This window comes from Micromonospora parva (assembly GCF_000718515.1).
Lineage (GTDB): Bacteria > Actinomycetota > Actinomycetes > Mycobacteriales > Micromonosporaceae > Micromonospora > Micromonospora parva.
The window spans coordinates 125,115-139,988 of record NZ_JNZS01000009.1 but is presented as its reverse complement, the minus strand read 5'-3'; the positions used below and the strand labels follow the sequence as shown (position 1 = coordinate 139,988).

The 14,874-nt window shown below is 69.1% G+C and carries 11 protein-coding genes; 6 read left to right on the top strand and 5 right to left on the bottom strand.

What is annotated here, in order from left to right; all coding sequences use genetic code 11:
• Positions 1–111: 111 nt before the first annotated feature.
• Both IF22_RS0113530 and IF22_RS0113525 read left to right on the top strand, forming a co-directional pair.
• Positions 112–1,572: a CCA tRNA nucleotidyltransferase gene (locus IF22_RS0113530; protein ID WP_030331836.1), complete on the top strand. Its 1,461-nt coding sequence runs from the start codon at positions 112–114 to the stop codon at positions 1,570–1,572.
• An 804-nt stretch (positions 1,573–2,376) separates the two neighbouring features.
• Positions 2,377–4,527, top strand: coding sequence for a DUF8189 domain-containing protein (locus IF22_RS0113525; RefSeq protein ID WP_156057538.1), 2,151 nt, complete (start codon positions 2,377–2,379; stop codon positions 4,525–4,527).
• Positions 4,528–4,619: 92 nt separating this feature from the next.
• Here IF22_RS0113525 and IF22_RS0113520 read toward each other — a convergent pair whose 3' ends face one another.
• Both IF22_RS0113520 and IF22_RS0113515 read right to left on the bottom strand, forming a co-directional pair.
• Entirely contained in the window at positions 4,620–6,137 is a 1,518-nt protein-coding gene (locus tag IF22_RS0113520) for a flotillin family protein (protein WP_030331832.1), read from the bottom strand.
• A 28-nt stretch (positions 6,138–6,165) separates the two neighbouring features.
• Positions 6,166–6,678 (bottom strand): NfeD family protein, encoded by a 513-nt coding sequence (locus tag IF22_RS0113515; RefSeq protein ID WP_036411488.1) that lies wholly within the window; start codon positions 6,676–6,678, stop codon positions 6,166–6,168.
• Between the two features lie 214 nt (positions 6,679–6,892).
• On the opposite strand from IF22_RS0113515, the gene IF22_RS0113510 reads away from it, so the two are divergent.
• A complete protein-coding gene (locus IF22_RS0113510; protein ID WP_030331827.1) occupies positions 6,893–7,372 on the top strand; it encodes a methylated-DNA--[protein]-cysteine S-methyltransferase in 480 nt (159 codons plus the stop codon).
• A gap of 16 nt (positions 7,373–7,388) precedes the next feature.
• Here the strand turns inward: IF22_RS0113510 and IF22_RS34995 are convergent, their stop codons facing one another.
• The 3 genes from IF22_RS34995 to IF22_RS0113495 form a co-directional block, all read right to left on the bottom strand.
• A complete protein-coding gene (locus IF22_RS34995) occupies positions 7,389–7,553 on the bottom strand; it encodes a hypothetical protein (RefSeq protein WP_156057535.1) in 165 nt (54 codons plus the stop codon).
• A gap of 126 nt (positions 7,554–7,679) precedes the next feature.
• Positions 7,680–8,759 carry an inositol-3-phosphate synthase gene (locus tag IF22_RS0113500; protein WP_030331825.1) on the bottom strand — a complete coding sequence of 360 codons (1,080 nt, stop codon included), beginning with the start codon at positions 8,757–8,759 and terminating at the stop codon, positions 7,680–7,682.
• Between the two features lie 23 nt (positions 8,760–8,782).
• Entirely contained in the window at positions 8,783–9,421 is a 639-nt protein-coding gene (locus IF22_RS0113495; protein WP_030331823.1) for a PadR family transcriptional regulator, read from the bottom strand.
• Between the two features lie 176 nt (positions 9,422–9,597).
• Here IF22_RS0113495 and IF22_RS0113490 point away from each other — a divergent pair, with 176 nt between their 5' ends.
• The 3 genes from IF22_RS0113490 to IF22_RS0113480 all read left to right on the top strand — a co-directional run bounded on the left by IF22_RS0113490 (position 9,598) and on the right by IF22_RS0113480 (position 14,804).
• Positions 9,598–10,047 (top strand): DUF5318 domain-containing protein, encoded by a 450-nt coding sequence (locus tag IF22_RS0113490; protein WP_030331821.1) that lies wholly within the window; start codon positions 9,598–9,600, stop codon positions 10,045–10,047.
• A gap of 197 nt (positions 10,048–10,244) precedes the next feature.
• Positions 10,245–13,169 carry a transglycosylase domain-containing protein gene (locus IF22_RS0113485; protein WP_030331819.1) on the top strand — a complete coding sequence of 975 codons (2,925 nt, stop codon included), beginning with the start codon at positions 10,245–10,247 and terminating at the stop codon, positions 13,167–13,169.
• A 126-nt stretch (positions 13,170–13,295) separates the two neighbouring features.
• A complete protein-coding gene (locus IF22_RS0113480) occupies positions 13,296–14,804 on the top strand; it encodes a glycosyltransferase family 87 protein (protein ID WP_030331817.1) in 1,509 nt (502 codons plus the stop codon).
• Positions 14,805–14,874: the final 70 nt, after the last annotated feature.

Below are 14,874 nucleotides of genomic sequence, written 5' to 3'. Positions count from 1 at the left end.
GGTACGTCGGGTCGGACACCGACCCGCACGCCACAGACCATAGTCAACCCCCACCCGTTACCCGCGCCCGGCGGATCGGATCACACCCCGGCCCGATAAGCTGGCGATCCCATGTCCGAAGCCTCCGCTCCTCATGCCGCCGACCGCCGCGAACTCACCGCCGCGCAGCGCAACGCCGTCGCCGAACTGCTCCGGGTGTCCCCGGTCGCCGACGAGTTGGGCCGCCGCTTCGTCCGCGCCGGTCACGAACTGCACCTGGTGGGGGGTTCGGTGCGGGATGCCCTCCTCGGTCGACTCGGGGACGACCTCGACTTCTGCACCGACGCGCACCCGGACGAGACCCTGCGGATCATCAAGGGCTGGGCCGAGTCGATCTGGGAGACCGGTCGGGAGTTCGGCACCATCGGTGCTCAGCGCGACGGCCTCCGGCTGGAGATCACCACGTTCCGCGCGGAGTCGTACGACCAGGTCAGCCGCAACCCGGTGGTGGTGTACGGCACCAGCCTCGACGAGGACCTGAAGCGGCGCGACTTCACGATCAACGCGATGGCGGTCAGCCTGCCGGACCACCGGTTCACCGACCCGCACGGCGGGCTGGCCGACCTCTCGGCCAAGGTGATCCGTACCCCGAGCACGCCGGGTGAGTCGTTCGGCGACGACCCGCTGCGGATGCTGCGGGCCGCCCGGTTCGCCGCCCAGCTGCGGTTCGCGGTGCACCCGGACGTGCATCTGGCGATGACCGAGATGGCCGCCGACCTGGACCGGATCACCGCCGAGCGGGTCCGCGACGAGTTCACCAAGCTGCTCTGCGGCGCGGACCCGATCACCGGGCTGCGGCTGCTGGTGGACACCGGGCTGGCCGAGCGGTTCCTGCCGGAGCTGACCGGTCTGAAGCTGGAGATCGACGAGCACGCGCAGCACAAGGACGTCTACGAGCACACGTTGACGGTCGTCGAGAACGCGGTCTCCTACGAGGAGGAGGGCTGCGACTTCATCCTGCGGATGGCCGCCCTCCTGCACGACGTCGGCAAGCCGGCGACGAAGGCGGTCGGGTCCGACGGTCGGGTCAGCTTCCACCACCACGAGGTGGTCGGCGCGCGGCTGACCAAGGCCCGGATGAAGGCGATGCGGTACCCGAAGGAGGTCACCGCGAAGGTGACCGCGCTTGTCGCGCTGCACCTGCGCTTCTACGGGTACGGGCGGGGCGAGTGGACCGACTCGGCGGTGCGCCGCTACGTCGCCGATGCCGGTGACCTGCTTCCCCGCCTGCACAAGCTGACCCGCTCGGACTGCACCACCCGCAACCGGCGCAAGGCCGCCCAGCTCGCGGCCGACTACGACGCGCTGGAGGACCGGATCGCCCGGATCGCCGCCGAGGAGGACCTGGCGCGGGTCCGACCCGACCTGGACGGCAACGCGATCATGGAGCTGCTCGGCGTACCGCCGGGGCCGGTGGTCGGCCGGGCGTGGAAGCACCTCAAGGAGCAGCGCCTCGAACGCGGCCCGCTGGACCGCGACGCCGCCGAGGCGGAACTGCTGCGCTGGGCCCGCGCCGAGGGCATCATCGGTTGAGCCGCCGGTCGGGCTCGGGTTGATCGACTCAGATGCGCCTTGTGGCGTCGCTCCAGCTATCGGTGACCCACCGTAACTATCCCAGGTCATTTCGGGCATTGCCTACACCCTGGAACCACCTCTTGACAGTGAGTCGTCTGCGCTGCGAATGTACAGCGGCACATTGATGATGAGCAGCACACGGGGGTGTGACGCATGACCATCTACGCGCTGGAATCTTGCTGGCCGGCCCAATCGCGAGGGCAATCATCTGGCCGCTGCCACGGAGTATGCGCGGGGTTCATCTCGAATCTCTTGCCTTCCTGGTCTGTTTGCGATCGCGCATCACGCTGAAGCCGTGATCGTCGGCGGGGGTTTCGCCTAACCCCTCTTTCCCCAGTTCCGTTTGTCTTGCCGCACCGTCGGGTGCCGGAACTGCTGTTCTGCGCCAATCATTCGGCGTGCTGCTCCCTGTCCTGCCGTTGCTCACACCTGGCTGGGCGGGGCCAATGTTCAGGCATTGAGGTGGCAATTCACGACTTCATGCCGTTCGACCCCACCCTGTTCCAACATCGGGGGTGGAAGTTCGATCCAAACTTACGAGAGGCGGTACCGTTGCATTATCGGGTCAGTAATCGAACGGCAGTGGTAAGGCTACTGGCAGTCCTTCTCCTTATGGCCGTCGGAACAGTAGTCGTTCCGGCTGGGGCGGTCCATGCCGACGCCGCAGGTAAGGGCGGCGACTACGTCCCGATCAACCAAACCGTGCTGCTGGACACCCGCAGTGGTACTGGGGGCTACACCGGCCCTCGGGACGCAGATACCGTGGCCACTGTCAGTGCTCTCGGAGTCGGCGGTGTGCCAGCCAACGGGGTCAGCGCGCTCTTGGTCGACGTGACGGCGATCAGCCCGACGGTCAACACTTTTGTGACTGTCTACCCGGACCAGGCCACGAGGCCAGCCGCCTCATCGCTGAACGCCTCAACCGGTGAGGTCATCTCGAATTCGGTGGTGGTGAAGGTCGGGGCGAACGGCAAGATCGCCCTACACAACCAAGCCGGCAAGGTCAACCTGAAGTTGGACGTGCAGGGCTATTTCACGACCAACACCGGCGGAATCGGCTCCGGCTTCGTGGCGATGGATCACATTGTGATGACCGATACCCGCCACAGGTTCTGGGGGCTACCGCGGAAACTGGCGAGCGGCGAAACTCGGAGTGTCACCTTGGGGCAACGCAAGCCCAGCGGGGGGTCATTCGCGCTGCCGAGCACTGCCAAGGCGGTGCTGGCGGACGTGGCCGTCATCGGCGCGACGTCTGGCGGCTGGTTGACCATCGGTTCGGACAGTCTTTCCGCCACTGGCATTGATTATCGGGCCGGCAACACCTCGATGGCAGTGAGTGTGAAGCTCAAGGGAGACGGCAGCCACGTCGTTCAGCTCGTCAACGCTGGTTCGGCGATCGATGTCGTCATCACGGTGCAGGGATACTTCACCGACAGCCCGACGACGGGGGCCGGCCTGCGCGCGGTGGATGCCAGCCGGCTGATCGACACCCGCAGCATCGGTAATGGGGCGCCGATCGCGGCCGGTGCCAGTGTTGATGTCGCTGTCGGCGGCACTAATGGGCTGCCGGTCCGAGGTGTTGCTGGCGTTGTCCTGAACGCCACAGCTGTCCGGCCTGCCGCAAGCGGGGCCTTTAGCGTCGCAGAGGGTTCCTTTGGTACGGATCCCCCTATTCTCGGCCCGGCACTTCAATTCAACTCTGGTGAGTCGGCCCGATCCAGCCTCCTGGTGGCACAGGTCAACTCCGAGGGGAAGGTGCGCTTCCGCAACACCTCAAGCGGCACCGTGCATCTGGTGGTCGATCTCCAGGGCTGGTTCGCCGACCCGGTGACCCCCCTGCCGATCGCCACGTACTCCCGAACTTCGGTGCTCCAGGCCAAGCCGGCCGGTACCGCCGTCGGAACCATCGAGTACGCCTTCGTGGACAACTCTGGGCGACTGCGGATCGGTCACCAGAGCAACCCGGACGACTTCTCCAGCATCCAGTGGAACCCCGCTTCCGGTTTGGAGGCTCTTACCGGGCAACCGGCGCTGAATCAGCCCGGCGGCAAGCCCGTCCAGGTGACCGTCCGGCACACCAACGCCACCATCTGGGCCGGCAGCCAGACCGCCGAGGGCGCGGCGACCTGGGGACCGATCGCCACCATCGGTGGATCGATGGCCGGCCCGCCGACGGCAGCCATGCTCAGCGACGGCACAAGCGTCATCTTCGGCGTCGACGTCGATGGCCGGCTCTGGCACTACCGGCAGTCGGACAGCAGCCCTCGGTGGGCGAGCCTGGGCAGCGCCGGCCTGGTGGGTTCGGTCACGGCGGTGAACATCGACACTGGCCTGCGGATCATCGGCACCACCGCTGCCGGTTCGGTCAAGACCACTGTCTACGCCAACGACGGGTCCTTGTCGTCGTCCTGGACAGATCTCGGGGGCACCGTTACCGGTGCTCCTGCCGCGCTCGTCCACCCCGGTTACCGTACGGCCATCTTCGCCCGTGCCGCTGACGGCTCCGTGGTGGTGAAGCAGCAGGACCTCAGCGGTACATGGTCCTCCAACTGGAACGGCATCGGCGCCCAGATCGCCGCCGGACCGCCCGCCGTGATCCTCGATCCGGCACTCGGACGGACGGCGGTGGTGGTGCGGGGTTCGGACAACGAGATCTACCGGGTCTTCGAGGCATCCGCCGGCTCGGGTAGCTGGGGTGACTGGGCGCGCGTCAATCCGGACTACAGCGACCCGGCCGCAACCGATCCGACTGTCAGCCCGATCGTCAACAGCAGCGGCAACGGGTGGATGATCGTCTACCGGAACTTCGGCGACGCCACGCGGGTGTACCAGCGTCAGGTTCCGCCAGGTGGTGTGTCAGTCGCATCGGCCGGAGAGTTCGCCGGTCACACCGTTCCGGCGCCTCCCGCCTGATTCGGTCACGTTTCCTGAGCCGACGGCTCCCGTCACCTCACCGGTGGCGGGAGCCGTCTTCTGGTCGATGCGGTTGACCGACCACGATGGCGTCAGCGGCTCTCGACGGCCTTCCCGTCGACGGATGCGGCACCGTTGCCGGCCGGGGTCGACGCCGAGCCGAGCCGCGCCAGCAGGCCGGGCAGGTCGATCCCGGTGAGGTCGCTGCCGAGCTGGAGGCCCTGGGCCACGTTGCCGGCCACCGACTTCGTCAGCGACGACGCGCCGTCGGTGGAGATGACCGTCATCTTGTCGATCGCCCCGATCGGCGCACTGGCCGCCTCGACGACCTGCGGCAGCACCTTGACCAGCAGGTCCAGCACGGCCGCCTCGCCGTACGCGGCGAACGCCTCGGCCTTGCGCGCCATCGCGTCCGCTTCGGCCTCACCCTTCGCCAGGATGGCCGCGGCCTCGGCCTGACCCTCCCGCTCCACCGCCTCGGCGATCGCGGAGCGCCGACGCTGCTCGGCCTCACCCTCCTTGGCGCCCTCGATGGCGTTCGCCTCGGCGAGCGCGGCCCGCCGTGCCCGCTCACCCTCACCGGTGAGGCGGGCCTGTTCGGCGGAGGCCTGCGCGGCGGCGATGACGGACTGGCGCTGCGCGTCGGCGTGCAGCACCGCAGCGTTGCGGGCCGCCTCGGCCTCCTGTTCCACCTTGTACCGGGCGGCGTCGGCCGGCTTGCGCACCTCGGTGTCGAGTTGGCGCTGCTTGAGTTCGGCGTTGCGCTCGGCCACCTTCTGCTGCTCGGAGAGGATCGCCTGGTCCCGCTCGGCCTGGGCGAGCGGCCCGGCCGCCGCGGACTTCGCCTTCGCGGCGTCGATCTCGGCCTGGATGCCGGCCTGCTTGAGGGCCAGGTTCCGGTTCGCCTCGGCGATGGCCTCCTCGGCGAGCAGCCGCTCCTGCTCGGCCTGCTGCCGGGCCCGCGCCTCGGCGATCGCCGCGTCCTTGAGCACCCGGGCGGCCTCGGGCCGGCCCAGGTCCTGCAGGTAGGAGCCCTCGGCGAGGATGTCCTGGAGCTGGAAGGTGTCCAGCACCAGACCCTGGTTGGTCATCGAGTGCTCGGCCTCCTCGGCCACCGCGCTGGCGAACGCCGCCCGGTCCCGGATGACCTCCTCGACGGTGAGCCGGCCGACGATCGAGCGCAGCGCGCCGGCCAGCACCTCCCGGGTGAAGTTGTCGATCTCGTCCTGCTGGTGCAGGAACCGCTGGGCGGCGGCCCGGATCGCGTCCTCGGTGCCACCGACCTTGACGATCGCCACCCCGTGCAGGTCGGCGCGGATGCCCTGCTTGCTCACCGCGCCCCGGATGCCGACGTCGATCCGTCGGCTGGACAGGTCCAGGGACTGGAGCTTCTGCACCACCGGCAGCACGAAGACCGAAGCGCCGAGCACGACCTTCTGCCCGGAGGTGTCGGTGGACCGCCCACCGTCGGCGGTCTGCGTGGTGCGGCCCTTGCGGCCGGTGACGATGAACGCCTCGTTCGGCCCGGCCACCTTGATCCGGGAGAGCACGAAGAGCACCAGGATGAGCGCGAGGAGAACCGCGCCGCCGATGGCGATGAGTAGTGCCATATGAGCAGTCCCGTCTACGAGGGGTTGATCAGTAGGTCTCGACGTGCACGCTGGTCTCGCTGAGCGCCTGCACGACGAAGACCTGGGCGCCGATCGGGATCGGTTGGTCCGCGCGGGCGCTGAGCTTGACCGGTTGGCCGGCGAGGCGAACGCGGACCTCGCCGTACCCGTCGGCCGGCACCGGGGTGACGACCAGGCCGAGCGCGCCGACCAGGTCGTCACGGGTGGGGGTGGCGTCGGTGCGCATGTTGCGCGCCGCCCGGCTCAGCCGGGACGCCAACCATCCGGTGGGCACGGCCGCGAGCACCCCACCGACCACCGCCCCGACGACCATGCCTGGGGTACGCGCACCGAGCAGTTCGTTGACGATGGCGCCGCCGAACCCGAACGCCCCGGCGAAGCCGGCGACCGTCTCGACCGAGATCGGCCCGTCCACGTCGGGGTGCCCGAACTGGAGCAGTTCGGTGCCGAGCAGGGCGAGTGCGAGCACACCGATGCCCGCCCCGCCGATGATCAGAAAGATGAGCGTCCCCGATGCCACGACCTTGACGGTATCGACGCCGCGCAACGCCGAACGAGCCGGCGAGAGGGCAAGATGATCTACCGCTGCCGAATCGCTGACGGTGATCGGAAAAGGGCAGCGCCCACCTTCACCGAGCGGGCGGCGGAGGCGATCCGGTCCGCCGAGTAGTGGGACTCGGCCCGGCGCTGGTAGCCGCGCCGGCGAAGGAGTCCGGGACAGGGAGAATGGGTGGATGCGCTGGACCGTGCTCGACGCACCGATCGGTGAGTTCTCCGTCGCCACCGACGGCACCAGCGTCTGCGGTGCGCATTTCGGGCGGGTCGAGGCAGCCGCCGAGGCGCCCGACGACGCGCTGTCCCGGCAGGCCGTCGACGAGCTGCGGGCGTACTTCGCCGGTGAGCTGACCGGGTTCACCGTCCCGGTGTCGCCGCCACGCGGCTCCGACTTCGAGCGCGCCGTGTGGCGTGAGATGACGCGGATTCCGTACGGGCAGACGCTGACGTACGGGGAGGTGGCGCGCCTGGTCGGCGATCCTGGGGCGGCACGGGCGGTCGGGGTGGCCTGCAACCGCAATCCGATCCCGGTGATCGTGCCGTGTCACCGGATCGTCGGCGCGGGCGGCAAGCTGGTCGGCTTCGGTGGGGGCCTGCCCCGCAAGGTCAAGCTGCTGGAGTTGGAGGCCGGGGTCGCGCTGCGACGCGCCTGGTCCTGAACCACCTCGGCGGGCCTCAGCCGGTGCTGGGCGACCCCTCCCGGCCGGTGCCGGGTGTCGTTGCGCCGGGCCACGGCGGGTCGACCGGGGTCCGTGACCGGAAGAAGGCGTTGGCCGGTGGCAGGGTCGGCAGGACCACCGCGACGAGGATCGCCACCGGCGCGCCCAGCCGCCCGGTCACCTGTGGTTCCGGAAGAGGTGCCGTGAATCACGGGACCGCCCTCGTACCCGCGATGGCGGCGGACCCACGGCGAAGGGCCGGGTCCACGCGGACCCGGCCCTTCGACCTGCTTGGTGACTCAGCGCGTCAGCGCGCGACCTCACCGGCGATGAACTCCTCGACGGCCTGGTGGGCGTCGTGGTCGGCGTACTGCACCGGCGGGGACTTCATGAAGTACGACGAGGCCGACAGGATCGGGCCGCCGATCTTCCGGTCCAGGGCGATCTTCGCGGCCCGGACCGCGTCGATGATGACGCCGGCCGAGTTCGGGGAGTCCCACACCTCGAGCTTGAGCTCGGCGTTGAGCGGGGTGTCACCGAACGAACGGCCCTCGAGGCGGATGTACGCCCACTTGCGGTCGTCCAGCCACGGCACGTGGTCCGACGGGCCGATGTGCACGTCGCTCTTGCTCATCTCGTGCGGGATCTGCGAGGTCACCGACTGGGTCTTCGAGATCTTCTTCGAGACCAGGCGCTTGCGCTCCAGCATGTTCATGAAGTCCATGTTGCCGCCGAAGTTGAGCTGGTACGTGCGCAGCAGCTCGACGCCACGGTCCTCGAAGAGCTTCGCGAGGGCGCGGTGCACGATGGTGGCGCCGACCTGGCTCTTGATGTCGTCACCGACGATCGGCAGGCCGGCGTCGGTGAACTTCTGGGCCCACTCGGGGTCGGAGGCGATGAAGACCGGCAGGGCGTTGACGAACGCGCAGCCGGCGTCGATCGCGGCCTGGGCGTAGAACTTGGCGGCCTGCTCGGAGCCGACCGGGAGGTAGCAGACGACGACGTCGACCTGCGCGTCACGCAGCGCCTGCGCCACGTCGACCGGGGTGGCGTCCGACTCCTCGACGATCTCGCGGTAGTACTGGCCCAGACCGTCGAAGGTCGGACCGCGCTGCACCGTCACGCCGGTCGGCGGCACGTCGCAGAGCTTGATGGTGTTGTTCTCGCTGGCGACGATCGCCTCCGCGAGGTCCATGCCCACCTTCTTGGCGTCCACGTCGAATGCCGCGACGAACTCCACGGCGTTGACGTGGTAGTCGCCGAAGGCGACGTGCATGAGACCCGGGACGCGGTCGTTCGGGTTGGCGTTCCGGTAGTACTCGACGCCCTGAACCAGGGACGAGGCGCAGTTACCCACACCGACGATGGCGACGCGGACGGAGCCCATAGCGTCTGCCTCCTTCTTTTCTGTCACGGCCGCTCATTCCTGGTCTCTCCAGGCGGAGGCGGGCTGTTGTCTTCTCGTCGGCCGCCGGCTGTCCCGATGTTCGGGACCGTCGGGGCTCGGCCGGAGCGCTCGTTGGCGATGAGCTCCTCCAGCCAGCGGACCTCGCGCTCACAGGCATCAAGACCGTGGCGCTGCAGTTCCAGCGTGTAAGCGTCGAGGCGCTCGGCCGCCCGGCCCAGCACGTCACGAAGCCCTTCGCGACGCTCCTCGATCTTGCGGCGGCGACCCTCCAGAATGCGCAGTCGGGTCGCCTGGTCGGTCCGGGCGAAGAACGCGAAGTGCACCCCGAAGCCCGTGTCGTCGTACGTCTCGGGCCCGGCCTGTGCGATCAGCTGGGCGAAGCGTTCCTTGCCTTCCGCGGTGATTTTGTAGACCACCCGACCTCGTCGGCTGGTCAGCGCGGGAACCTCCTCGGCAGTGGCGGGCGTCTCAGCAGCTTCGGTGATCCATCCCGCCGCCTGCAGCCTGCGTAGCGTGGGGTAGAGCGAGCCGTAGCTGATCGCCGCCCGGATCGCGCCGAGTTTGGCGGTCAGCTCCTTGCGCAGCTCATAGCCGTGCATCGGAGACTCCTGCAGGAGGCCGAGGATGGCGAACTCGAGCACGGGGCCACCCTCTCTTTACCCTCCGGCGTGGAGTGATAACCGCCGCGATGTATCGGACCGATACATCGCACGTTAGCGGGTCGCGGGGGTCGGGGCAAACCCCCGTTCCGAGATGTCGTCGTCACGGAATGTGAGCGCGGTCGCCTGCTCGGGCCGGACCGCGTACCCTTCTCCGCATGCGTACGCAGCGCCAGGTCGTCGACTACTCGCTTCAGAAGCGAGCGGTGCTGCGTGAGCTCCTGGCCGGCCGAGTCGGCACGTACGACGTCTGCGACGCGTCGCCGTACCTGAAGAACGCCGCTCGGTTCCATGGTGAGCCGACCGACCGGCGCTGCCCGATCTGCCGCAGCGAAAACCTGACCCTCGTCCACTACATTTACGGTGACGAACTCAAGCAGTCCGCCGGGCAGGCCCGGACACTTGCCGAGTTGCCAGTGCTGGCGATGACGCTGCGTGAGTTCCAGGTCTTCGTGGTGGAGGTGTGCCTCGGTTGTGACTGGAACCATCTCGTCGAGCAGTACCTGCTCGGCCGGGACGGTCTGGCCGCCGACAGCGACGGCACCGGCGAGCAGGACGCGGCGGGCGCCGAAGGCGCCGGCCGGCGGAGGCGAGAGGCGCAACGGTGATCTCAGCTGGTTGTACCGGCCCCGGGGCCGCGGACGTAACCCGGGACGGTCGACTGGATGGTGGTCCGATTGGCCCGATTGATACGGCAATGACCCCGGTCGGCCGGCACCCCCGTGCCGGCGCCCCGGGTGAAGCAACTCACGGCAACCCGGTGGCGGCGCAGCAGCGCCCCACCGCGACCGGCAGGGTGTGAGGAATGAACTCGTACGGCGATCCCAGTTCTGCGCGCGGACGGACCCAGCACTCGGGTCCCGACGGTGACCCCGGACCGGGCGCGGACGACGCGTACCGCAGACCCGGCGGTGACTCCGGCGGGAGCGGCTGGTCAGCCTCCGACCGAGGCACGGCAACCCCAGGCCGGGCCTCGGTGACACCACGGGCTGCCGGTGGTCGCGCCACGGTTGGCGGCTCCGCCTCGGTGCCGCCGCGTGGCGGCGCGGCCGCCGGATCCGCCTCGGTGGGTTCGGCATCGCCGGGCCGGGCCGGACGGGCCTCGGTGCCGGTATCGCCGGCACCGGGTGTGGCCGCCACCGGTCGCGCTGGCGCCGGTCGGGCCTCGGTGCCCGTCTCCCCGGCGCCGGGCGCACCGGCAGGACGGGCGGCGGTCGGCGCCGCGGCCGTCGGGGCCGCCTCGGTCGGCACCGCCTCGGCGGGCCGGGCCAGCGTCGGCTCCGCGTCGGTCGGCGGTCGTGCGGCGGTCGCTCGGGCGAGCGTCTCACCGGTCTCCGGTGGGCCGGGCGGGCCCAATGGGCCGGGAGGCCCGGGCGGTCCCGGTCGGGGCGGTCGTGGTCCGGGTGACCCGGGTGCCGCGGCGCGGGCCAAGAAGCGCAAGCGGATGAACCTGCTGATCGCCGGGTTCGCCGTCTTCATCATGCTCGCCGGCATCGGCGTGGTCGGGTTCACCTACTACTCGACGAACGTGGTGCTCCCGGACGAGATCACCCCGCCGCAGGCGACCACGCTGTACGCCTTCGACAACAAGACGATCATCGCCAAGGTGGGGGATCAGAACCGCACCCTGGTCACCATCGACCAGATTCCGCAGTACGTGCAGGACGCGGTGGCCGCCGCCGAGGACCGGAACTTCTACCGGCACTCCGGTGTGGACTACAAGGGCATCGCCCGTGCCGGCTGGAACAACCTCTCCGGCGGCGACAAGCAGGGTGCCTCCACCATCACCCAGCAGTACGCGCGTAACGCCTACGACAACCTGAAGGACGACACGTACGCCCGGAAGGTGAAGGAGGCGATCCTCGCCTCCAAGCTCAACGACGAGTACACGAAGCCGCAGATCATGCAGCACTACCTCAACGTGATCTACTTCGGCCGGGGTGCCTACGGCATCGAGGCGGCGTCGCAGACCTACTTCGGTAAGTCGGTGAAGGACCTCAAGCCGGCCGAGGGCGCGGTGCTCGCAGCCCTGATCAAGCAACCGGAACCCAGCTCCACCCACCAGGGGTACGACCCGGCGATCAACCCGACCGACGCCCAGGACCGCTGGAACTACGTGATCGACGGCATGGTCAAGGAGGGCTGGCTCGGTGTGCCCGGCAAGGAGCCGCGGCCTACCGAGTACCCGATGAAGAGCATCAAGGCCCCGAAGAAGGGCGGCATCGGCGTCGACTTCGGCGTCGACACCCCGTACGGCAACGTCATCAACTACGTCCGCCAGGAGATGCGGGACAGGGGCATCTGCGTCGAGAAGGACGCGGAGGTGACCGACGCCAAGCCGCTGTGCTCCCAGGCGCTGATGGCCGGCGGTTACCGGATCCGCACCACGGTGGACACCAAGATGCAGGCCGCGGCGGTCGAGACGGCCCAGCGCAAGTCCAAGGGCTCCGAGTTGGCCGGTGAGCGGAGCAACATCATGGCCGCGGTGGTGGCGATCGACCCCACCAACGGTCGGGTCGTCGCGTACTACGGCGGTGACAACGGCACCGGCACCGACTACGCCGGCAAGAACACCGACTCCACCGGGGCGATCAGTGGTGGTCACTCCCCCGGATCAAGCTTCAAGATCTACACCCTGGCGGCGGCGCTCAAGGAGAAGAAGTCGCTCGAGTCCCGGTGGAAGGGCAAGGCTTTCAAGCCGACAGGCACCTTCAAGGTCAGCAACGCCGGCACCGACAACCCCTCCTGCGGCAACTCCTGCACCCTCAGGGTGTCCACGCTGAAGTCCCTCAACGTGCCGTTCTACTACGTCACGGAGGAGATCGGCGCGGACAAGGTCGTCGACATGGCCAAGCAGGCCGGTGTCACCACCATGTGGCGTACTGACACCAACCCGGCGAAGGCCTACGACCTGACCAAGACCGACGCGAAGGACGTCACGCCGGAGCCGTTCTTCAACGTGGTCGGCTACGGCCAGTACCCGATCACCGTGCTGGACCACGCCAACGGCGTCGCCACCTTCGCCAACGGCGGCGTCTACAACAAGGCCCACTTCCTCTACTCGGTGGAGAAGCAGAACCCGAACACCGGTAAGTGGGACAAGGTCTACAGCGAGAAGCTCGACTCGAAGCGCAGAATCGACAAGAGCGTCGTGGACGACGTGACGTCAGTGCTGAAGGACTACCCGGCCGCTGTCAACCATCGGCTCGATGACGGTCGCAAGGCGGCCTCCAAGACCGGTACCTGGGAACTCAAGGGCGGCAGCGAGGACAACGGCGACGCCTGGATGATCGGTTACACGCCACAGCTGGCCACCGCGGTGTGGGTGGGCAACGTGCGGGACCGCAAGCCACTCATCCTCAAGGACGGCCGCAAGGTCAGTGGTGGAAACCTCCCAGGCGACATCTGGGAGCGGTTCATGAACGAGGCGCTGAAGGGCAAACCGAAGCTCGACTTCCCGCCGGCGGCGAACGTCGGCGATCCGGACTCTGGAAACGGCGAAGCGCCTCCGCCTCCGCCCCCACCGCCGCCGCCGTCGAATCAACCCAACCAGCCGTGTAACCCGCTGATCGACCTGTTCTGCAACAACAACCCCGGGGGCGGTGGTAACCCCGGCGGGGGCGGCAACCCCGGGGGCGGCGGTACACCCGGCGGGGGCGGCAACCCCGGGGGCAATCCCGGTGGCGCCGGCGGTGGCCTGTTACCCAGCCTGCCACCCAACCGGGACTGACCCACACCAGCGCACGACGCCGCCGCCGGCCGGACGACCTGTCCCGGCCGGCGGCGGCGTTTTCGTACCCGGAACTCCGCGCCGGGACGGGACGGGCACCCCTGTCGTACGGCAGGATGCCTCTTCATGAGCACCCAGTCGACGCCCGGTATCGACGAAGCCGGAACCATCGACCACCCGTCCCGCTCCGATGGGTTCGTCCGCGGCATCTCCGCCGCGATCGGCGGCCCACTGGGCGACCACGCGACCGCGCTGAACCGGCCAGCCGGTCGGGAGCGCCGCTTCTGGACCGCCGTCCGGATCGTGCTGGCCCTGACCTGCCTGACGCTCGCGCTGCACTGGGTGCAGAAGTCGCCGTGTCAGGACGGCGCCTGGCAGAACAACGTCCAGTACACCCGGTTCTGCTACACCGACGTCCTCGCCCTCTACTACGCCGAAGGTCTCAACGAGGGCAAGGTGCCCTACCGTGACCACCCGGTGGAGTACCCGGTGCTGACCGGCTACTTCATGGGGGCACTGGGCCTGCCGGTGCACGCGATCGGTGACGGCGACCCGAGCATCAACCAGGGGCAGTGGTTCTACAACCTCAACGCGCTGGTGCTGGGCGCGCTCGCGGTGGCCACGGTGGCGGTGATCCTGGCACTGCGCCGCCGACGACCCTGGGACGCGGCGCTGTTCGCACTGGCCCCGGCGCTGGTGCTCACCGCCACCGTCAACTGGGACCTGCTCGCCATCGGGTTGGCCGCCTTCGGCCTGCTGGCCTGGGCCCGGAAACGACCGGCGGTGGCCGGCATACTGCTCGGGCTGGCCGGCGCCGCGAAACTCTGGCCGCTGTTCCTGCTCGGGCCGATCCTCATCCTGGCGCTACGGGCCGACCGGGTCCGCGCCGCGCTCACCGCCATCGGTACGGCGATCGCCGCCGTGGTGCTGGTGAACCTGCCGGCCGCCCGGGCGTACCCGGAGAACTGGGACCGGTTCTTCGAGCTGAACACCACCCGGCCGATCGACTGGGGCACGCTCTGGTACATCGGGCGCTACCTGGACGGCAAGGTCGGCAACGACCCCGCCCAGCTCGGTCCGTTCGAGTGGCTGAACGCCAACATCCCCACCCTCAACACCCTGTCGTACGCGCTGTTCGGGCTGGCCTGCCTCGGCGTGGCCGTGCTGGCGCTGCGGGCACCACGTCGACCGCGGCTGGCTCAGCTCGGCTTCCTGGTGGTGGCGGCGTTCCTCATCTTCAGCAAGGTCTGGTCGCAGCAGTTCGTCCTCTGGCTGCTCCCGCTGGTGGTGCTGGCCCGGCCGAAGTGGGGAGCGTTCCTGGCCTGGCAGATCGCCGAGGTCTGCTACTTCGTCGCCTTCTACGGCGAACTGCTCGGCGCGGCGACCAGCCGCCCGGTCTTCCCGGAGGGTGTGTTCGTGCTGGCCTCGACGTTGCGGCTGGCCACTGTGGTGGTGCTCTGCGGGTTTGTGGTGCGGGAGATCCTGCACCCCGAGCAGGACGCGGTGCGGGCCACCTACCCGGACGACCCGGACGGCGGCGTTCTCGACGGCGCACCAGACGCGCCCTGGATAGACCGGTGGCGCCGCAGAGAGACGAGCAGCGAACCGCAACCCGAGCCCGTCCCAACCACCTGACCCAGAGCCTGAAGGTCTACTACGGCCGGAACCACGCCAGGGTTTGCGGGGGAGCCCGCCCGGCGCAGGG

Coding starts and splice junctions, on each gene's coding strand:
- IF22_RS0113530 (WP_030331836.1), top strand. CDS start 112: ATGTCCGAAGCCTCCGCTCCTCATGCCGCCGACCGCCGCGAACTCACC.
- IF22_RS0113520 (WP_030331832.1), bottom strand. CDS start 6,137: ATGGCACTACTCATCGCCATCGGCGGCGCGGTTCTCCTCGCGCTCATC.
- IF22_RS0113510 (WP_030331827.1), top strand. CDS start 6,893: ATGCGCTGGACCGTGCTCGACGCACCGATCGGTGAGTTCTCCGTCGCC.
- IF22_RS0113500 (WP_030331825.1), bottom strand. CDS start 8,759: ATGGGCTCCGTCCGCGTCGCCATCGTCGGTGTGGGTAACTGCGCCTCG.
- IF22_RS0113490 (WP_030331821.1), top strand. CDS start 9,598: ATGCGTACGCAGCGCCAGGTCGTCGACTACTCGCTTCAGAAGCGAGCG.
- IF22_RS0113485 (WP_030331819.1), top strand. CDS start 10,245: ATGAACTCGTACGGCGATCCCAGTTCTGCGCGCGGACGGACCCAGCAC.
- IF22_RS0113480 (WP_030331817.1), top strand. CDS start 13,296: ATGAGCACCCAGTCGACGCCCGGTATCGACGAAGCCGGAACCATCGAC.